General features: G+C 69.8%; 14 protein-coding genes and 1 tRNA gene. 6 read left to right on the plus strand and 9 right to left on the minus strand.

All coding sequences use genetic code 11. The features are described from left to right. A partial coding sequence (locus tag CCS38_RS23240; protein ID WP_223735255.1) for a twin-arginine translocation signal domain-containing protein occupies positions 1 to 1,449 on the minus strand: 1,449 nt, incomplete at its 3' end. Positions 1,450 to 1,626: 177 nt separating this feature from the next. Here CCS38_RS23240 and CCS38_RS23245 point away from each other — a divergent pair. After that, positions 1,627 to 2,541 (plus strand): alpha/beta fold hydrolase, encoded by a 915-nt coding sequence (locus CCS38_RS23245; RefSeq protein ID WP_223735256.1) that lies wholly within the window; start codon positions 1,627 to 1,629, stop codon positions 2,539 to 2,541. Between the two features lie 11 nt (positions 2,542 to 2,552). On the opposite strand, the gene CCS38_RS23250 is transcribed toward CCS38_RS23245, so the two are convergent. Next, positions 2,553 to 3,455 carry a transketolase family protein gene (locus tag CCS38_RS23250; RefSeq protein ID WP_223735286.1) on the minus strand — a complete coding sequence of 301 codons (903 nt, stop codon included), beginning with the start codon at positions 3,453 to 3,455 and terminating at the stop codon, positions 2,553 to 2,555. Positions 3,456 to 3,476: 21 nt separating this feature from the next. Then, positions 3,477 to 4,193: a thiamine pyrophosphate-binding protein gene (locus tag CCS38_RS23255; RefSeq protein WP_372457135.1), complete on the minus strand. Its 717-nt coding sequence runs from the start codon at positions 4,191 to 4,193 to the stop codon at positions 3,477 to 3,479. 363 nt (positions 4,194 to 4,556) lie between these two features. On the opposite strand from CCS38_RS23255, the gene CCS38_RS23260 reads away from it, so the two are divergent. Beyond that, positions 4,557 to 4,630 (plus strand) — tRNA-Pro (locus CCS38_RS23260). Positions 4,631 to 5,002: 372 nt separating this feature from the next. On the opposite strand, the gene CCS38_RS23265 is transcribed toward CCS38_RS23260, so the two are convergent. The 3 genes from CCS38_RS23265 to CCS38_RS23275 form a co-directional block, all read right to left on the minus strand. After that, positions 5,003 to 5,944, minus strand: a complete 942-nt coding sequence (locus CCS38_RS23265; protein WP_223735257.1) for an SCO2400 family protein — start codon at positions 5,942 to 5,944, stop codon at positions 5,003 to 5,005. 240 nt (positions 5,945 to 6,184) lie between these two features. After that, positions 6,185 to 7,294 carry a substrate-binding domain-containing protein gene (locus tag CCS38_RS23270; RefSeq protein WP_223735258.1) on the minus strand — a complete coding sequence of 370 codons (1,110 nt, stop codon included), beginning with the start codon at positions 7,292 to 7,294 and terminating at the stop codon, positions 6,185 to 6,187. A gap of 90 nt (positions 7,295 to 7,384) precedes the next feature. Beyond that, positions 7,385 to 8,485 (minus strand): substrate-binding domain-containing protein, encoded by a 1,101-nt coding sequence (locus CCS38_RS23275; RefSeq protein ID WP_223735259.1) that lies wholly within the window; start codon positions 8,483 to 8,485, stop codon positions 7,385 to 7,387. A gap of 436 nt (positions 8,486 to 8,921) precedes the next feature. On the opposite strand from CCS38_RS23275, the gene CCS38_RS23280 reads away from it, so the two are divergent. The 3 genes from CCS38_RS23280 to CCS38_RS23290 are packed head-to-tail and all read left to right on the plus strand — an operon-like array spanning position 8,922 to position 13,605. Next, positions 8,922 to 11,492, plus strand: a complete 2,571-nt coding sequence (locus CCS38_RS23280) for a SpoIIE family protein phosphatase (protein ID WP_372457134.1) — start codon at positions 8,922 to 8,924, stop codon at positions 11,490 to 11,492. Positions 11,493 to 11,533: 41 nt separating this feature from the next. Next, positions 11,534 to 12,316 (plus strand): ATP-binding cassette domain-containing protein, encoded by a 783-nt coding sequence (locus CCS38_RS23285; protein ID WP_223735261.1) that lies wholly within the window; start codon positions 11,534 to 11,536, stop codon positions 12,314 to 12,316. After that, the gene (locus CCS38_RS23290; protein ID WP_372457136.1) at positions 12,313 to 13,605 is read left to right on the plus strand and encodes a sugar ABC transporter permease; all 1,293 of its coding nucleotides are present in this window, start codon (positions 12,313 to 12,315) and stop codon (positions 13,603 to 13,605) included. Before CCS38_RS23285 ends, CCS38_RS23290 begins: the two co-directional genes overlap by 4 nt. 111 nt (positions 13,606 to 13,716) lie before the next feature. Here CCS38_RS23290 and katG read toward each other — a convergent pair whose 3' ends face one another. Next, positions 13,717 to 15,906: a catalase/peroxidase HPI gene (gene katG, locus CCS38_RS23295; protein ID WP_223735289.1), complete on the minus strand. Its 2,190-nt coding sequence runs from the start codon at positions 15,904 to 15,906 to the stop codon at positions 13,717 to 13,719. 784 nt (positions 15,907 to 16,690) lie between these two features. On the opposite strand from katG, the gene CCS38_RS23300 reads away from it, so the two are divergent. Further along, positions 16,691 to 17,065, plus strand: coding sequence for a VOC family protein (locus CCS38_RS23300; RefSeq protein WP_223735262.1), 375 nt, complete (start codon positions 16,691 to 16,693; stop codon positions 17,063 to 17,065). Positions 17,066 to 17,313: 248 nt separating this feature from the next. On the opposite strand, the gene CCS38_RS23305 is transcribed toward CCS38_RS23300, so the two are convergent. Then, positions 17,314 to 17,793, minus strand: coding sequence for a hypothetical protein (locus CCS38_RS23305; protein WP_223735263.1), 480 nt, complete (start codon positions 17,791 to 17,793; stop codon positions 17,314 to 17,316). Positions 17,794 to 17,981: 188 nt separating this feature from the next. Further along, positions 17,982 to 19,130 (minus strand): catalase family protein, encoded by a 1,149-nt coding sequence (locus tag CCS38_RS23310; protein WP_223735264.1) that lies wholly within the window; start codon positions 19,128 to 19,130, stop codon positions 17,982 to 17,984. Positions 19,131 to 19,339 lie beyond the last annotated feature (209 nt).

The following is a 19,339-nucleotide window of genomic DNA, read 5'->3' on the forward strand; positions in this document are numbered from 1 at the left end:
GCCCGCCCCGAGCGGCGCCGCCAGCTTCCGCTCCGTACCGGCGCCGAGGTCCCGCACCAGGAGGTTGCCCGACATGTCCAGCGCGGCCAGCCGCCGCCCGTCGGGGGAGAGCGCCGGATGCACCCGGCCGCCCTCCGCGAGCACGCTCTCCTCGCCCGTCGACACATCCCGGCGGCGCACGGCGAACAGCCCGTCCCGGTCGTCCGCGTACACCAGTGCCCGGCCGTCCCGCGTCCAGGACGGCGCCAGAAGGTAACGCGTCGGGCCCGTCTTCACGATGCGGCGCGGCGCGCCACCCGAAGTGGGCGCCACCCACAGCCCGTTGAGCGCGGCGAAGGCGAAGCGGCGGCCGTCGGGGGAGAGCGCGGGCAGGTGCACACCGCGCACCGGACGCGCGCCGTCCCGTTCGAAGCCGTAGTCCTTGACCCGGTACCGCGGCCGCTCCACCCGCATCGCCGCGGTGAACGGTATGGACTCCGCGGTGTCCGGCCGCTCCGGCCGTACGACGGTGAACCGCCCGCCCACGGTCAGCAGCAGCTCCTCGCGCGAGATCCAGCGCGGCGGTACGGGCATCACATCGCCGTCGACCGGCACCGCGGCGCCGTCCACGACCAGCGTGCAGGTGGGTCCCGGGGCCGGCGTGGTCCGCACGTAGGCGAGCCGCCCGGCGGGCGACAGCGCGGGCACCATGACCTGCGCGGCGGCCGTCTCGGTGTGCTCGATGGTCACCGGCCCGCGGCCGTCGGCCGGCACCGAGGCGACCGTACGGGACTCCAGTACGGCCCCCGCCATCCGCCCCCGCACGAACCAGATGCGCGCACCGTCCGGCGCCCACACCGGGTCGAAGTCCTCCCACGCGCCGCCCTGATGCGGGCCGTCCTGGTCCGGCACCCCCGTGACCCGCGTCAGCTTCCCGCTCGCGAGCTCCAGCACCCAGATCCGGTACGGACTGCCCGCCACCGGGTCGCCGCCGCGCTCCGAGGCGAACGCGATCCGGGTGCCGTCCGGTGACCACGCGGGCCCCCGGTCGTCCCACGGCCCATCGGTGACCTGGCGCAGCGCCGAGCCGTCCGGGGCCAGCGTCCAGATATGGAAGCCGCCGCCCTGGTACCCGCAGACCGCCAGCCGCGAGCCGTCGGGGGAGAAGACCGGGCGGGTCGGCTCCAGGAGGGGCGGGGTGAGCGCCGTCGCCGTACCGCCCGAGCGCGGCACGGACCACAGTACGTTCTGGATCTCCGCGATCAGCCTCTTGCCATCGGGGGCGAGGGTGGCGGCGCCATTGGTGGCGGCGGTGAAGGAGAGGGTGTCGGCGGCGCGGGCGGCGGCCGGCACGGGCACGCCCACCAGCCCCACGGCGGCCGCGGCCGTCGCGGTGCCCTGGAGGAAGCGGCGGCGGGAGAAGGGGGAGGGAGCGGCGGTGGCGCCCGGGGAACTGTCCGTGGTGTCCAACGGTCCTCCTACGACAGGGGATACGTGTGGTGCACAACCGGTCAGGAACCCGCTGATCTTTCATGCACCGGACCGGACAGGTCAACACCGCGCACACCGCCTCTTGGCGCACCCGGCCGCCGGAGGAGAAGGTGTCCTGGTCCGCCCACCCGCGTCAGCAGTCAGGAGAAGACGCCCATGCAGCAGGACTTCCACGAGGCGCCCGACGGCACCCGAGTGGCCACCTACACCTGGCTCCCCGAGAGCGGCCGCCCGCGCGCCCTCGTACAGATCGCGCACGGCGCCGCCGAACACGCCCGCCGCTACGACCGCTTCGCCCGCTTCCTGACCGCACACGGATACGGCGTCCTCGCCTCCGACCACCGCGGGCACGGCGCCACCGCCGCGTCCACCGGCGGCCGCGGCGTCGTCGGCGAGGACGCCTGGCGCCGCATCGTCGACGACCTCAAGGCCATCGGCGACACGGCGCGCGGACTGCACCCCGGCGTGCCCTTCGTGCTGCTCGGCCACAGCATGGGCTCGATGCTCGCCCGCGACTACGCCCAGGAGTACGCCGACGGGCTGGCCGGGCTGATCCTCTCGGGCACCTTCCGCACACTGCCCGGCGCCGAGATCGAGGGCTCGATCGCCGCGCTGGAAGCCGAGGCGGCGGAGCGCGGCCGCACCGCGCTCTCCGACTTCATCCCGCGCCTCTTCAGCTCGTTCAACGATCCTTATCCGCACCGCACCGGCTTCGAATGGCTCTCCCGTGACGAGGCCGAAGTCGATGCCTACGTGGCCGACGAGGAGTGCGGCTTCCCCTTCTGCGCCGGCCTCGCACTGGACTGGGTACGTGCGGCCCGCAAGGTCAACGACCCGGCCAACCTGGCCCGCACACCCCGCGACCTCCCGGTCCACCTCGCCGTCGGCGACCAGGACCCCTGCAACCAGCGGATGACGCTGGTCTACGAACTCCTGGAGGACTTCCGCTACCTGGGCACCGAGGACCTGAGCTGGAAGGCGTACCCGAACGCCCGCCACGAGATCCTCAACGAGACGAACCGGGAGGAGGTGCAGCAGGACCTGCTGGGGTGGCTGGAGAAGCACGTGTGAGCCGCCTCGGCTCAGACACCGAGGAACCCCGCGATCCGCCCCCGCAGCGACGCCGCGTCCAGCCCGTGTGCGGCCAAGTGGGCCGCCATGTCCCCGTAGCGGCGCAGCTCCTGGCGCCCTACGCCGAGGCCCAGCACGCGGTGCGGGGTGTCCTGCAGTGCCTCGCCCGCGGCCGCCGCCGACGTGCCCGCCAGATACGGCTCGACCAGTACGACGTCGGCGGCGTCCGCCGCCCCTGCCGCCGCTCGCAGCGCCGCGCCGTCGAAGGGCCGCACGGTCGTGGCGTACAGCACCGTGACGTCCAGCCCCTCGACCGCCGCCAGCACACTGTCCAGCATCGGTCCGACCGCGACGACGGTCCCTGCACGCCCCTCACGCACCGTCAGGAAGCGCCGGCCGTCCACCGCCCGAGCCGCCTCGTTGGTCTGCAGGGAGAGCCGTACGTACACCTTGTCGTCGCCGGCCGCCGCGGCGTGCCGCAGCAGCGCCTCCGCCTCGTCCGGATGCCCCGGCACATGCACGGTCCACCCGTCCAGCGTGTCCATCAGCGCCACATCACCGGGCGCCATATGGGTGAAGCCCCCGGCAGGCCAGTCGTACGACCCACCGGCGCTGACCAGCACGCCACCCACGCCCTGATGCCCGAAGTCCAGCTTCACCTGCTCGAAGGGACGCTCGACCAGGAAGCTGGCGAAGGTGTGCACGATCGGCCGCAGCCCGGTCAGCGCCAGCCCGCCGCCCACGCCGACGAGCAACTGCTCCCGGATACCGACGTTCAGCACGCGGTCCGGGTGCCGGTCCATCGCCGCCCGGAAGCCGTCCACGCCGATCTCGGCGAGCACGACGGCCAGCCGCGGATCCTCGTCCAGCAGCAGCGAGGTCACCGTGGCGAAGCGTTCCCGCATGGTCTCCATGTCCGTCATGGTGTCCACGGCTCATGCCTCCTTCGGCTCGACACGGGCGACGACGGCGTGCGGCCGTCCCGGATGCGGCGCGGTGTACGCCGCGTACAGCGCGTCGTGGTCCCGCCCGTCGACCGTGCGCGTGGACCACCCCGCAGCCTCGAACCGCGCGGCGATGCCCCCGTCCCTCGGATACGACGCTGACCCGTTGTCCAGCACGACCACATGCAACCTGTCCAACCCCGCGGGCCCCGCATAAGCGATCGCCTCGTGGTTGCTCCCCTCATCCAGCTCGGCGTCGCCGATCAGCACCCATACCGCGGGCCCGGTCAGCCCCTGCGCCCGCAGCCCGAGCGCGGTACCCACCGCGAGCGGCAGCCCGTGCCCGAGCGACCCGCTGCCGATCTCCACGCCCGGTACGAGCCGCCGGTCCGGGTGGTGCCCGAGCGGCGACTCGTACGAACCGAACCCCGGCAGCCACTCCACCGGAAAGAACCCCTTCGCGGCGAGCACCGCGTAGTACGCCATCGGCCCGTGCCCCTTGGACAACAGGAACCGGTCCCGGTCCGGGGCTTCGGCGCTGTCCGGCGAGACCCGCAGCACCCGGTCGTACAGCACCCACAGCGCGTCGAGCGTGGAGGTCGCCGCGGGCCCGTGCTTCTCGTCCCCGGTCATCAGGCCCATGAGGTACCCCAGCCGGTCGTAGGGGAGCGGCACGTACCCGTCCCGCTCCCTCGCAAGATCACTCATCACATCCGTCATGCCGCCCACCTTGCAACCTCAACCAAACTTGAGGTCAAGGCTGCCGTGGGGTCAGGGGCGGTGAGCATCGTCCGCGCGACGCCCAGGACCGATGGGCATCATCCGTGCGGCGCGTAAGAGGGCAGTCGTCGTCGGGCGCTGAATGGATGGTGTGCTCATGAGAAGCAGCGTGCCGCCCGGCGACCCGCGCAACATGAGTAGCGCTACTCACCCAGCCCTGGCCATCCCACTCACCTCACTCATCTCTCTCACCTCACCCACCACTCCCACCATCCCGCAGCACGCACCCTCTGACATGGGGTATTGTTCTCGTGCACGGCCGCCCGGGAATCCCCCGAGCCGGCCCGGCACCGGGACGTGGCGCAGCTTGGTAGCGCACTTGACTGGGGGTCAAGGGGTCGCAGGTTCAAATCCTGTCGTCCCGACAGCGATGTCGGATATTTCCGCAGCTCAGGGGCTATCTTCGGATGGCCCCTGACGCGTGTTCGGGGCACGTGGTAAGCGCCGAGGCCATCGAGGCTTTCGACGCCGGCGGGCGGAGCGCCGCCGCCGGGCCTCGTCGGAATGCCGCACCAGGCCGTTTTGCCTCTTCCGGAGTGTCGGAACTCCCGGTTGCCTTGAGGGAGTTCGCGAGCGCTGCGCAATTGGCAGGCGGCCGCCGGGCGGACCGGTGTGGTCCGGCGTGGCATCAGCGGCCTGCCTCCCATGAGGTATTGGTCCTCATGAACCCGGAAGTTCCGCGAACACCGGCCGGTCCGTCCGGCCGGGTCGCGACGGCTCCTTCGGGGCGACGAGGGTCAGCCGATGCACACGCCGATCAGGCACACCTTGAGCGGGGACGGCGCCGTGGGCGTGGGGGTGGGGTCCGTGGTACCCGTGTCGCCGGTGCTCGTACCGGTACCCGTATCCGTCGTGCCGCCGTTGTCCGGGCTAGTGGCCGATGCGTCGCCGGAGCGGTCCGTCGGCGCGGCGCTGGTCGTGGGGGTGGCCGTCGGGGTGGTGGTCCGCGGGGCCGTGGTGTCCTGGGAGCCGGCGTCCGTGCCGGAGGAGGTGGCGGGCGTCTGCCGGGGCGCCGGGGCCGAGGTGCGCGGCGCCGGACTCGACGGCGTGGCGGCCGGGGTGTGGCGCGGTGCGCTCGTGGCGGCAGTGGAGGGCGTGGCGTCCGCGGTCTTCTCCCGCGGGCTGCCGGCCCCGGCCGGGCGCCGCGGCTCGCGATGCCGCGAAGTGTGCTCGCCGGGCTCCGCCGGAGCGGATTCGAGGGCGTTCGGCTTGGTGGTGTCCCGGTGGGTGTCCGACGATGCGGCGGCGTCCGAGTGCGGCTTGGTCGATCCGTTCGACATCGCGCCGAGGGCCAGACCGCCGCCCACGAGTGCGAGCGCCGTCACGGCGGCTGCCCGGCGGCGGCTCTTCTTCCAGCGCGCCAGCTGCCGGCGCCGGGCCGCACGACCCTGCCCGGCGGCAGCGACCTGCCCCTCGTTCCCGGCGGGGTCCGCGTCCGATGCGTTCGCCGTTTGCGCGGACACGGTGCCGGCGGCCGCCGCGGTCTCCGGCCGTATCCGGCCGGAGCGGGGCTCCCAGGGCGAGAACTCCTCGTCGTAGGCCGCCGCTGCCGCCACGGCTGTGGCGGCCGAATCGCGGGAGCGCTGAGCGGACGGGGCGATGTCCGGCGCGTAGTCGCCGCACCCCGGGCATATCAGGGCCCCGTTGAGGTGCCGACGGCACGAGGAGCAGTAATCCATCTGCGAACTTTCTGTGCGGACGCCGGAAGAGACTCGGCGATGACCTTGCCTTCATGCGCCGGACCGGGCGGTCAGCAACACTATCGGCGCACATTGAAGAGCAGGTGTGAATGTCGTGAAGGTCCCATGGTGCTGCCGTCCGGACGGTGGAAAGCTACTTGCCGGTATGCAATGGGCCCGGCTGCGGCCCGGCTGCGGCCTTCGGGGTCTTCCGGTCCGCGTGACGGCCATGCGGCTCGGTCAGTGCGTGAGCCCGGCCCGGTCGCAAGCGGCCTTGTACTTGTCCGTGCAGATCTGTTCGACTGTGTACATTCCGTCCTTGACGACCGTGTCCTTGATGTCGGCGAGGGTCGCGGAGACCGGGGTGAGCAGGACAGCCGGAATGTTCTCGCCCGAGGGGCCGCTGATCTTGCTCGTGGCGATGCGGTCGAGTTTTTCGCCGCGGCCCAGGGCGACGGCCATTTCGGCGGCGGCGTCCGCCTCGGGCCGGAAGGGCTTGTAGACGGTCATGTACTGCTCGCCGCTGACGATGCGCTGTACGGCCGCCAGTTCGGCGTCCTGGCCTGTGACGGGAGGCAGCGGCTTGATCTTGGCGGCCTTGAGAGCGGAGATGACGCCCCTGGCCAGGCCGTCGTTGGCGGCGTAGACGCCGTCGATACTGTCCGCCCCCAGAGCGGCGATCGCGCCGGACATATTGGCGTTCGCATTCTCCGGCCGCCACCCGACGGTGTCATACGCCTTGCCGATCCGCACCGCGCCCTTGAGGACGGACAGTGCGCCTTTCTTGAACTGGATCGTATTCGGGTCGGAGGGGTCGCCGTTCATCATGACGATCTGCCTGCCGTTGGCCGCCTCGTGGCCCATGGCTTCGAGGAGTGCGTGTGCCTGGAGCCGGCCGACCTGCCTGGCGTCGAAGGAGACGTAGCCGGAGATCGGGCCCCGGGCAAGGTGGTCGTAGGAGACGACGGGGATGTGCGCGGCATTCGCCTCCTCGACCGAGGAAGCGGACGATGTCGCGTCGACGGAGCTGAGGATCAGGACGTTGACGCCCCTGCTGATCACGGCGTCCACCTGGTGCTGCTGCGTGGCCACGTCACCCTCGGCGTTGGCGTACTCCACCGTGCAGTTGCCGCACAGCTCCTTGATCTTCTTCTCGATCAGCGGCCGGTCGAACGTCTCCCAGCGAGGGGTGTGATTGTCCGGGAGCAGCAGGCCGATCTTCATGCCGCCCTTGCCGGTGGCGGGCCCGCTCGGACCGCTGGGCTGCCCGGTCTTTCCGCAGCCGGCAAGACCGAAGGCCAGGGAGACTGCCGTCATGGCGACGGCGGTGACCCGCAGCCGGATCTTCATCCGCAAGGACCTCCCTCGGCGTCCGTGGGACGGCTGTGCCGTTCCCCGCATCGTTCGGCGGCGTCGGCCGATCCGGGACATCCGGCCGGCTCATCCGGTGAGGCCGGCCCTGTCGCACGCGGCCCGGTACTTGGGGGTGCAGATCTGGCTGATCGTGTACACGCCGTCCTGGACGACCGTGTCCTTGATGTTGGCCCTGGTCATGGAGGTCGAAGGCAGCAGCGCAGCCGGGACGTCTTCGGTGGTGGGCGTGTCGACCTTGTCCTTGGTGAGGTGGTCGATCCTTTCGCCGCGGCCGAGGGCGACGGCGATCCGGGCGGCCGTGTCCGCTTCGGGTTTGTACGGCTTGTAGACGGTCATGTACTGCTCGCCGCTGACGATGCGCTGTACGGCCTCCAGTTCGGCGTCCTGGCCGACGACGGGCGGCAGTGGCGTGATGTGAGCCTGCTTGAGGGCGGCGATGGCGCCACCGGCGAGGACGTCGTTTCCGGTCCAGACGCCGTCGATGTCATCGACACCTTCGGCGGCGATGGCGCCGGACATCGCGATCTGCGCGCTGCCGGCGTCCCATTCTGCGGCGCGGTACATCCTGCTGGTCTTCACCTTGCCCTCGAGGACGGACTTCGCGCCCTGGGTGAACGGGCTGCGCAGTCTGGACGACTTCGAGGGACCTTCCAGCCTGACGACCAGGCCACCGCGCTGCTTGGCGGCCATGGCCTTGAGCAGTGCCTCACCCTGCAGAGTGCCGATGGCCTCGACGTCATGGGTGACGTAGGCCGAGATGGGGCCCTGGGCGTCCCGGTCGTAGGCCACGACCGGAACGCCCGCCTTCTTCGCCTCCGTGACCGAGGAGCGGATCCCCTGGACGTCGACGGCGTCGAGAATCAGGACGTCGACCCCTTTGGTGAGCATGGAGTCCAGCTGCTGCCGCTGGATGGCCGCGTCATCGTGAGCGTTGGCGTACTCCACTACGCACGTGGGGCACAGCTCCTTGATCTTCTTCTCGATCAGGGGTCGGTCGAACCGCTCGTAACGGGCGGTCTGGTTCTCCACGAGGAGCAGACCGATCCGCAGTCCGCCCTTACCGGGGCCGCTGCCGCTCGACTCGCCCGCCTGCCCGCAGGCGCCGAGGCCGAGGGCCAGGCACACCGCGCCAGTGACGAGGGCGGCTCCGCATCGGCACGAGGTCACTGGCCGGGTCTCCTTCCGCGTCGGCAGGCGTTGGCTCGGAGCGGCATCGGCGGCGCCGCGGAGGCGGACGTTCATCGCCATGACCGCCTATGTGTATTTTGCCGGTATTTGCGTGACAAGGCGACGCGCCACGGGGCATGCCATCCTGATGTTGTGCGTGCCCTTCCGCTGCCGGGCAGCCGGCCCGGCGGCACGGTGGGTGCCGGGCTGCCCTTGAGGCCCGCGCCGGTGGCCGGGCGCCGCGGCGAGCGATGCGTCCGATGGCGCTTCCGGGCCTCCGTGGCACAGGTCGTACGCGCACGTCGTCCCACTCCGCGCTCGCCACGGCAGCGGCATCCTGTCCGCCTGCGGCCTGCCGGCCCCACGAGCACGTTTGGCCTATGGCGGGAACGCGCCCAGGTGTCGGCACGCCGCAGCAGCACCAGGATGTGAAGCGATGACGAATCGGCCGGCGCAGAACACTCCGGGGCTCGGTGGCCCACACCCACAGGGGACCACCGAGGGTGTGGCGCGCGAGGCCGGGTTCCGGCACACGGGGGCGTTGCCGTCCGTGTCCGAGTGGGGTCTGGTCTTCGCCGGGGCCGTGGCCGCGGCCGTCCATGTCGTGGACGAGGTGGCCGAAGAACTGCGGCTCATCGAGACGGCCGGGAGCACCGGTGCCCTGCACGGCCTGCCTCACAGTCTCCCGCTGACCAGCGACTTCCCGCTTGCCAACGCCGTCCGGGCGGGCCGGCCCGTGTGGTGCGACACCGCGGAGCTCGCCGGCCACCGGAAGGGCGGCCCGGGGATGCTGTCGGCCGAGGACGTCTCGCTCGGTGTGCTGCCGCTGAGCGCGCGCGGCCGGCGGCTGGGCTGTCTGCTCGTCGTGGAGGACGCCGAGGACGCCTTCGACACCGAACGGCGGCAGTTCCTGGAGCTGTACGCCGACCAGCTCGCCGTACAACTGGAGGCGAACGAAGCGCCGGGCGCCGCCGGTACGGAAGCGGGTCGTGCGGCGCAGCGGTTCGCACCGGACCCGGCCCTCGGCCGACTCGGTGTCGGCTCCTTCACCCTGGTCCCGAGTACCGGGCGGATCGACGCGGACACACAGGCGCTGGAACTCCTGGACATCCCTCCCGACACCTTCGACGGCCAGTGGGAGACCCTGCTCGCGCACACTCTCCCGGACGACCTCCCCGCACTGATGTCGCTGGCCGCACCGGGCCAAATGGTCTTCGGAGGCCGGGAGCTCGAGTTCCGCGTCCGTCGGCCCGGCGGCGAGCTGCGCTGGCTGCGGCTGCGCTGCCGGGCGCCGGTGGACGCGGCCGGCGGACCGAAGCGGGTGCTGGGGGCGGTCGCCGAGGTCTCCTATCTGCGGCCCGGCGCGGACGAGGCATCCGATGTGCACCGGCTGTCGGCGACCCTGGAGGGCACCACGACCATCCGGGATGTGAGCCGGGCGGTGGTGACGGCCCTGCGGCATCCGCTGCGGGCCGACAGGCTTGCGCTGGCCGTGCTGGAGGCGGACCGGCTGGTGGTCAGCACCCTCGACCCGTCGGATTCCGCTGCCTGGCCGGAAGCCTGGCGGTCCGAAGGGCGTTCGGAGTGGTCCGACGCCCCGGTCGCGGCGCTCCCGACGCTGCGGGCCGCGCTGCGCGAAGGGCACGTCACCCTGCGGCCTGCGGGCAGCCCTGTGGAGCCGGGCCTGGCGGAGATCGGACCCGGCGGCCTGGCCATTCTGCCGCTGCCCGCCGATGGGCGGGTGGTGGGCGTGTGCCTGATCGGCTGGGACGAGCCGCACACGTTCGGCCCCGAGGAGCGCACTCTGCTGACCGCCGCCGCGTGCCTGGTCGGGAAGGCCCTGGTACGCGCCCACGCCCTCGACGCCGAACACGAGCTGGCCACGATGCTCCAGCGCAGTCTGCTGCCGCGGACGCTCCCCGCGCTGGTCGGCGGTGTGGCCGAAGCCCGCTATCTCCCGGCCACGGTCGGCCTGGAGGTAGGGGGCGACTGGTACGACGTCATCCCGCTGGGGGAGGGCCATGTGGCGCTCGTCATTGGGGATGTACAGGGACACAGCGCCGCAGCGGCGACGATCATGGGCCAGATCCGTACGGCGATCAAGGCATACGCAGTGGAGGGCCACCCGCCCGACGTGGTGATCTCCCACGCCAACCGGCTCCTCGCCGGAATGGAGACCGACCTCTTCGCCACCTGCACCTATATCGAGCTGGACATGGAGGAGGGCAACGGCTGGTGCGTCCGGGCCGGGCATCTGCCGCCGGTCGTGCGCCATCCGGACGGCAGAAGCGAGCAGATCGAGGTCGAGGGCGGACTTCCCCTGGGCGTGCTGGCGGACGCCGAGTTCCCCATGGCCATGGTCGGTCTGGCTCCCGGCTCGGTCCTCACACTGGTGACGGACGGGCTCGTGGAATCGTCCCGCCTCGACGTGGCAGACGGCATGCGCCGGGTGTGCGACGTCCTCTCGGCAGCCGACCCCTCCCACGCCGGCCGGCTGGCCGACGAACTGCTCGGCAGCGCCGAACGGCGAACGGACGACGTGGCGCTGCTGCTCCTGCGCTACGACGGCATGGAGGTCCGGCCGATCCGGGCGAGCTGGGCGGTGTGGCGGCTGCCCGACGCGGTCATGCACGCACGCCGCTTCACCGCGCGCACGTTGCGTTCCTGGAAGGCCGAGGACGAACTGGATGTGGTCCTGCTGGTCGTGTCCGAACTGGTCACCAACGCCGTCGTGCACACCCAGGGAGAGGTGCGCCTGGATCTGACGCTCACCGCGGAGCGCCTGCGGGTGGCGGTCACCGACACGTCCGCGCGGGCCCCGGCCAAACCGGTGGCGGTCGGCTGGGAGTCGACCGGCGGCCGCGGCCTTCTCCTCGTCGAGGCGATGACCGAGTCCTGGGGCTCGGTACCGGTCAGCGGCGGCAAGCAGGTGTGGGGTGAGATCGCTCTGCCACCCCGGCAGGAGGCCACCGACGGGGGTGGCGGTGCCTCGGAGACCACTGGCTGAGCGGGCCGGACTCACCGCGGTAAGGAACGGAGAGGGACCAGATGGCAGCTCCTCTGCTGAGGTTGCGCGGAATCTCCAAGCGGTTCGGCGCCGTCCAGGCGCTCACGCGCGTCGATCTCGACATCCGTGCCGGCGAGGTGGTCGCCCTGGTCGGCGACAACGGCGCCGGGAAGTCGACGCTCGTCAAGGTCATAGCGGGAGTCGGAGCGGCCGACGAGGGCGTGATCGAGTGGCAGGGCCGGGCAGTGCACATCAAGAGGCCGCACCAAGCGCAGGACCTGGGAATCGCGACCGTCTATCAGGACCTTGCGCTGTGCGACAACCTCGACGTCGTCGCCAATGTCTTCCTCGGCCGGGAGATCAGCAAGGTCGGCGTCCTCGACGAGGTGGAGATGGAACGCCGTACGCGGACGTTGCTGGGCACGCTCTCCATCCGTCTGCCCAGCCTGCGTGCCCCCGTCGCCTCGCTGTCCGGGGGCCAGCGGCAAACCGTCGCGATCGCCCGCTCGCTCCTCGGCGACCCCAGCGTCGTCCTGCTCGACGAACCCACGGCGTCGCTGGCCGTCAAGCAGACCATCGAGGTCCTCGACATCATCGAGCGGCTGCGGGACCGAGGTCTCGGCGTGCTGCTCATCAGCCACAACATGGGCGACATCAAGGCCGTCGCGGACCAGGTCACGGTGTTGCGCCTGGGCCGTAACAACGGCGTCTTCGATGTGCGGACCACATCCCAGGAACAGATCATCTCCTCCATCACCGGCACCACGGAGCATGCCGTGAGCCAGCGGAAGAGCGAGGCGGAGGAGGACGAGCTGTGGCAGTGAGAGGGACACCGAAGAACCGGCGTGCGCCCACGGGCACTGACGGCGAGAAGCCCACCGACGGCGAGAAGCCCACCGCTCGCGGGCCGCGCCCGGCCGCCCTCGCGCAGGGCTGCAGGACCTTCATCGAGGACGTCAGGAACCGGCTGACCGCCGGCGAACTGGGCGCCGTCCCGGTCGTTTTGGGACTCCTCGTCATCTGGATCGTCTTCCAGGGCCTCAACGGCGCCTTTCTCTCGCCGCGCAATCTGTCCAATCTCAGCTTGGACATCGTCGGTACGGGCCTGATCGCGGTGGGCATCGTCTTCGTGCTGCTGATCGCGGAGCTCGATCTGGCGGTCGGTTCGGTCAGCGGACTCGCGGCGGCTGTGTTCGCCGTGCTGAGCGTGCGCAACGGCATGCCCGAATGGCTGGCACTCGTCATCGCGGTGCTCACGGGAGCGGCCATCGGGGCGGTCCATGGATTCTTCGTCGCCAGGGTGGGTGTGCCGTCGTTCGTCGTCACCCTCGCGGGACTGCTCGGCTGGAACGGACTGATGCTCTACGTCCTGGGCGCGAGCGGCACCATCAACCTCGACGACCAGGGTCTGGTTGCCACGCTGACCAGTCACTACTTCCACCATGCGGCGGCCGCATACGGCCTGGCGGCGGTCGGCTCGATCGTGTTCTTCCTGGCCTCCTACCAGGAGGCGCGGCGCCGTAAGGCCGCCGGAGTACCGTCCCGGCAGCTCAGGGAGATCGCCGTGCGCACGGCGCTGCTCGCGGTGATCGCATTCGCCGCGGCCGCTGTGCTGAACCATTTCCAGGGCCTGCCGCTCGCCCTTCTGATCTTCCTCCTGACCATCATCTGCCTGGACTTCGTCCTGCGCCGGACACCGTACGGACGGCAGGTCTTCTCCCTCGGCGGCGGCCTCGAGGCGGCGCGCCGCGCCGGGATCAACGTGGTGTGGGTGCGGATCTCGGTCTTCATGGTGTCCGGGACGATGGCCGCGATCGGCGGTCTCTTCCTCGCCTCGCGGATCACCTCGGCGAGCCAGACCTCCGGCTCCGGCAACCTGCTGCTGAACGCCATCGCCGCGGCCGTGATCGGCGGCACCAGCCTCTACGGCGGGCGGGGCAGGACCTGGTCCGCCCTGCTGGGCATCCTGGTCATCCAGTCGATCGCCTCCGGCATGGCCCTCCTGGGCATCCAGGCAGCCGTCCAGTTCATGATCACCGGTGGAGTGCTGCTCGCGGCCGTGGTCCTCGACTCGCTGACGCGACGCTCCCAGAAGGCACGCGGCTGGGCCTGACCCCCGTCCGGGTGCGGTCAGGGAAGATCGAGGATCGACCTGGTCCCAGGAATGTCCCGGTCGGCCGATGAGTGGCCGGCCGGGACATCGGGCTCAGGCGAGATCGAGCACTCAGGCGAGATCGAACCGATCGAGGTTCATCACCTTGTCCCACGCCGCCACGAAGTCACGCACGAACTTCTCTTCCGCGTCCTGAGCCGCGTAGACCTCCGAGAGGGCTCGGAGCTGGGAGTTCGACCCGAAGACGAGGTCGACGGCGGTGGCGGTCCACTTGACCTCGCCCGTGGCACGATCCCGACCTTCGAACACGTTCTCGGTCGAGGCCGACGTCTTCCACTCCGTGCCCATGTCGAGCAGGTTGACGAAGAAGTCGTTGGTCAATGTCTCCGGCCGCTGAGTGAAGACGCCGTGCGAGGAACCCTTGAAGCCGGTGTTCAGGGCCCGCATGCCGCCGATCAGGACCGTCATCTCGGGAGCGGTCAGTGCCAACAGGTTGGCGCGGTCCAGCAGGAGAGTCTCCGGCGACAACTTCTCTCCCGCCCGGAGGAAGTTGCGGAACCCGTCCGCCCTGGGCTCGAGCACGGCGAACGACTCCACGTCGGTCTGCTCCTGCGTGGCGTCCGTGCGCCCCGGTGCGAACGGGACCGTGATGTCGTGCCCGGCATTCTTCGCGGCCTGCTCGACGGCCGCGCACCCGCCCAGGACGATCAGATCAGCGAGCGAAACCTTCTTCCCGCCGGTCTGTGAGCCGTTGAAGTCCTCCCGGAGCCGCTCAAGGCCCTGCACCACCTCGGCCACCTCGGGCAGGTCGTTGACCTCCCAGTCCTTCTGCGGCGCGAGCCGGATCCGTGCCCCGTTGGCCCCACCACGCTTGTCGGTGCCCCGGAAACTTGCCGCCGACGCCCAAGCGGTGGTGACCAGCTGGGAGATGGACAGCCCCGAGGCCAGGATCCTGTCCTTGAGGGCGGCGATGTCCTCGTCCGCGACCAGTTCGTGATCGACCTTGGGGACCGGGTCCTGCCACAGCTGGGGCTCGGGAATCCAGGGGCCGAGGTAACGCGAGAGGGGGCCCATGTCGCGGTGCAACAGCTTGTACCACGCCTTGGCGAACGCCACCGCGAGCTCGTCCGGGTTCTCGTGGAAGCGCTTTGTGATCGGCCCGTAGATGGGATCCATCTTCAGCGCGAGGTCCGTCGTCAGCATCATCGGAGCGTGCCGCTTCGACGGATCATGAGCATCCGGCACGGTGTCCTTGGCCGACGGATCCGTGGGAGTCCACTGATGCGCACCGGCGGGACTGGTCGTCAGCTCCCAGTCGTACTTGTACAGGTTGTCCAGGTATCCGTTGTCCCACTTCGTCGGCTCGGAGGTCCATGCGCCCTCGAGCCCACTGGTGAGCGCATCGGCGCCCTTGCCGCTGCCGGACGTGTTCCTCCAGCCGAGGCCCTGCTGCTCGATGGGGCATGCCTCGGGTTCCGGACCGATGTACGAGGGATCGACCGCACCATGACACTTACCGAACGTGTGGCCGCCGACGATGAGCGCGACCGTCTCCTCGTCATTCATCGCCATGCGCCCGAACGTCTCGCGAACGTCCCTGGCAGCGGCCATCGGATCCGGGTTGCCGTTGGGGCCCTCCGGATTGACGTAGATCAGTCCCATCTGCACGGCGCCCAAAGGACCGGCAAGTTCCCTGTCGCCGCTGTAGCGCTCGTCCCCGAGCCAGGTGTCCTCGGGCCCCCAGAAGATTTCCTCGGGTTCCCAGATGTCCTCTCGCCCGAAGCCGAACCCGAACGTCTTGAACCCCATGGATTCCATGGCGCAGTTGCCGGCGAAGACCAGAAGGTCGGCCCAGGAGATCTTCCGGCCGTACTTTTGCTTGACCGGCCAGAGCAAGCGGCGCGCCTTGTCGAGGCTCGCGTTGTCCGGCCAGCTGTTGAGGGGGGCGAAGCGCTGAGCACCGGCGCCGCCACCGCCGCGGCCGTCGGCGATGCGGTACGTCCCTGCCGCATGCCAGCTCATCCGGATGAAGAGCGGCCCGTAGTGACCGTAGTCGGCGGGCCACCAGTCCTGCGACGTCGTCATCACCTCGAAGACGTCACGCTTCAGCGCGTCGAGGTCGAGGGTCGCGAACTCTTCGGCGTAGTGGAAATCCTCGCCCATCGGATTGGACCGGGGAGAGTGCTGGTGGAGAACTTGAAGGTCCAGCTGATTCGGCCACCAGTCCCGGTTCGTCCTGGGCCGAGCCGGCGTGGGGGCCGGGGAGGGGATTGCTGGGTTCTCGCTTTCGCTGCCGGACACGTCCGTCCTTCTTCCTGTCTCGCTGTTCTTCCTACTGGCTGCTTTTCTTGACGTTGGTTGCTTGCTGGTGTCGAGTACCGCTGTCGAGTACCGCGCTGCGCACTCGTAACGCGCCATGGCGCCCGCAGACTGGAAATGCCTGACCAGACCCGCGGCAGTCAACGCGGGGCCGGCGGTTGTTGAAGATCACTCCTCACGCACGGCGCAGCTGACCGACCCTGTATCGGCGCCCGTATGGTCGCGCACCACAGAGCGCACCGCTACGAGAACACGCAGAGCACCCGCCACGAAAGAGGCACTCAAGGGTGTGCTGATGACGTGAGGGAAGCAGGAAGCGGGAACACCGCGGCCCGGCGCATGGTCCCGGCGATCGGATCGACGGTGTCGATGGCCGCGGTGCGACAGTGCGACAGACAGACAAGCAGCGCGCGGACGGTGGCCGGCCGAGCTCTGAACCCACAGGGAAGCGTCGTGTCGGCCCTCCCTGGCCGGCCTCGGGAGTGACTGTTGCCCCACTCTTTGAGCACGTCGTGCTCGCTGCCGAGTGGAGGCGCACGCTGCCGGGGGATTGACTCCGTCGCCCGGGAGCGTGCGCGAGCTTCATCGTGCGTCTTGGGGTTGCAGCGTTCGCTGCAGTGGTCGTTGCAGCTCGCGTTGCGCCTCACCGTCTCCGGCTGCCCCGTATGCGAGACGCTCACCAGCAACGTGGCCGTCGTGGCCGCGCCCGCAGCGGGTGTGCGGGAAGGCCCTTGCGGGGCGGTGGGCCCGGCTGGACGCTGGGACCATGCAACTGACCCATCTGGGCCTGCCGGTGCGCGACGCGCAACGCAGCCAGCGCTTCTACAGCGAGTACTTCGGGTTCGATGCGGCCGGTGCCCAGCGGTACGAGGACGGCACTGTGATCATCCGCAACGCTGCCGGCTTCGATCTCGCTCTGCACGCGGTACCGGGCGAGGTCGGCCCGCTGCCCGAGTTCTTGCACTTCGGCTTCCGGCTGTCCGAGCCTGCGGAGGTACGGGCGCTGCTCGGCAAGCTGGCCGCCGACGGCGTTGAGATCATCGAACGGTTCGACGAGCCCGGCCAGGTGTCCTTCAAGTGCCTGGATCCGGACGGCCACCGGATCGAGACGTATTGGGAGCCGTTCGCGCCAGGCTGCTAGGCAGCCGGTTCGCTTGTCGCATCGAGTGGCCGGGGTTGGTCCTCAGCGACCGCGCCGCGGCCGGACTGCAACGACTACTGCAGCGAGTACTGCGACCCGGCAGCGCACGATGGAGTCTCCGCTGCATCGCTCACTGAATGGTGAGCGTCAACGGTCGGCCGTCCGGCAGGGATGCGCTCCCGCGGGGGAGGGGAGCATCCCTGCCGGCGGCGTGCGGAGGGGCATGAGGACCCGCGAGGTGCCGGCACTCACCTTGTTGCGTCGAGCAACTGCTGGAAAGTCTGTTGGACATGCAGTGCCTTCTGGAGGGTCTTCACCGTGGCGTCGGGGATGGTGCGGAAATACGAGCAGGCGGTGGCCTGGTGGGCGACGATGTAGTCCTTGATGTTGGGGTCCTTGATGCCCGGGAAGTCCTCGGTGTGTTCCAGGATGGCGTCGAAGACGTCGGGCACCTGGTAGGAGAAGTCGTCGATGTAGGCGTCCCAGTCGCCGTCGAAGTTCGTGGCGAACAACAGGCGCGTGTCGTTGTCGAACAGGACCCATCGCATGTCGTGCAGTGTGCCGATGCGCCTGCCGATCTCCTTGCGGCGTTCCTCGAACCCGGGCTGCTGGAAGATTTCGCGAATCGTTTTCCCGTGGCCGGGCTTGACGTTGAAGAAGAGCGTGAACTCGTTGGTCTGGCCATAGCTGAGGCCGGGACGGTTCGGCGTTTCGGCGTTCGTGGTCATCTCGGGTCCCTTCTCGGGAACGTACCGGGCAGTCTTCCCTTGTGCGGTGAACCACGCTCGTTGACGGTTGACAGTTGGCAGGGGGATGCGCAGGCCCACGATCGTGTCGTCCAGGGTTCAGGGCCCTGCCGTGCCGTGGAACCGGGCTTGCGATGCCGTCAGTGCCCAGTGCTGGGGGACGGCCGTCTTCAGCGTCTCGAGGGCGGAGAGAGGACCGCATTCAGCGGCATTACCTCGTCAGCGGTACGCGGCTCGCGTCGTTCTTGGTGGTTGAGCCGGTGGCGCAGGAGAGAGGAGCGGCGGTAGACCTCTTTGCGGGCCCGCATGATGCTGCCCAGCGGGCGGTGGGCAGCGGTCACCCGCCAGGGTGTGAAGGACAGGGCGTCCATCCGCTTCAGGTTCTCCTCACCGGAGATGTCCTGTTGGGGGAAGCCGAGCTTGGCCACCGTGACGTACGGGGACAGCTGCTCGGGCCATTCGACCGTCAGGTCCTCGACCGGCATGAGGTTGAGGTCGGCGCAGAGCTGGACCTGGATGTCGAAGGCGTGGGGGCGCTCGCGCAGTTCAGCCACCAGGGCGGGGCGGAAGACCTCTGTTGCGGGGGCGAGCCGGCGCTTCGCGACAGTGGCTGCGCAGGCGGGGTCCGGGGCGATGCGTACTTTGGCGATGTAGTCGCCGTGCCGGACCGCTCCCATCGTCGTGTAGGTCGACAGCAACACGTTCATCAAGGGCTGCTGCGAGACGGTGAGGAAGGCCAGGAGCTCCTCCCACGCCCACTCGTCGGGTTCCAAGGTCCCCTTGCCGGTCACGTAGTCCCGGTAGAAACGACGGCGGCCGCGCTTCCCCTCGGCGAAGTAGTTCCTGGCCTCGAGGAAGAGTTCCTGGATGAACAGATAGTGCTGAACGGTGTTGCAGAAGAACACCGGTGCGTTGATGGAGTTGTAGTCGAACGTCCGGCTGTCGGGCTCGTCGTCCAGCAGCGTGGGACCATCGATGTCGAAAATTTTCAGTCCCAGCCCTATCGCGCCTCCCAAGTGCGTGTCGGGCCCGGTGCGGGGAGAACCGTTGGAAAACCGCACCAGCGCGTCGTGCCTGCCCGCGGTCGCGTAAATGCCCTGGGCGTACTCTTCCGGCAGCCCATCGAGGATCGTCACTTCGCCCCGGACCAGGCCATAGCCTTTGGCGTGCGCATCGCGGAGCGCTTGGCCGGTGCCTTCGGCCGTCTTCGAGTCCGCGATGTACTGCTCCATCTTCGCGATCACTGTCTGCACGTTCTCGTCGAAGTGGGGTTCGACGATCTCGACGTCCGGTGTGTAGGGGATGAAGCCCGGGGACATGACCCGACCGCCTCTCTTCTCTCGGAGACCCCCTGGGACGTGCGGCGCTCTGTGGAATCGGGGCCTCTGGACGGCCGCCTTCGGCAACCACGCCCGTATGACGCAAGCCCACTCGCTGCGTGCTAGGGCCTTGTGCAAGCTCTGGGCATTCCGTCCCTGGCCGACCAGCGCAACTCCGGTGCGGACCGGTGACAACACCCGCCCGCCAG

The organism is Streptomyces purpurogeneiscleroticus, from assembly GCF_020024005.1.
Lineage (GTDB): Bacteria > Actinomycetota > Actinomycetes > Streptomycetales > Streptomycetaceae > Streptomyces > Streptomyces purpurogeneiscleroticus.

What these genes read in the sequence shown, in the direction of transcription:
- CCS38_RS23245 (WP_223735256.1), top strand. Translation starts at nt 1,627, where the DNA reads ATGCAGCAGGACTTCCACGAGGCGCCCGACGGCACCCGAGTGGCCACC.
- CCS38_RS23250 (WP_223735286.1), bottom strand. Translation starts at nt 3,455, where the DNA reads ATGGAGACCATGCGGGAACGCTTCGCCACGGTGACCTCGCTGCTGCTG.
- CCS38_RS23255 (WP_372457135.1), bottom strand. Translation starts at nt 4,193, where the DNA reads ATGAGTGATCTTGCGAGGGAGCGGGACGGGTACGTGCCGCTCCCCTAC.
- CCS38_RS23265 (WP_223735257.1), bottom strand. Translation starts at nt 5,944, where the DNA reads ATGGATTACTGCTCCTCGTGCCGTCGGCACCTCAACGGGGCCCTGATA.
- CCS38_RS23270 (WP_223735258.1), bottom strand. Translation starts at nt 7,294, where the DNA reads ATGAAGATCCGGCTGCGGGTCACCGCCGTCGCCATGACGGCAGTCTCC.
- CCS38_RS23280 (WP_372457134.1), top strand. Translation starts at nt 8,922, where the DNA reads ATGACGAATCGGCCGGCGCAGAACACTCCGGGGCTCGGTGGCCCACAC.
- CCS38_RS23285 (WP_223735261.1), top strand. Translation starts at nt 11,534, where the DNA reads ATGGCAGCTCCTCTGCTGAGGTTGCGCGGAATCTCCAAGCGGTTCGGC.
- CCS38_RS23300 (WP_223735262.1), top strand. Translation starts at nt 16,691, where the DNA reads ATGCAACTGACCCATCTGGGCCTGCCGGTGCGCGACGCGCAACGCAGC.
- CCS38_RS23305 (WP_223735263.1), bottom strand. Translation starts at nt 17,793, where the DNA reads ATGACCACGAACGCCGAAACGCCGAACCGTCCCGGCCTCAGCTATGGC.
- CCS38_RS23310 (WP_223735264.1), bottom strand. Translation starts at nt 19,130, where the DNA reads ATGTCCCCGGGCTTCATCCCCTACACACCGGACGTCGAGATCGTCGAA.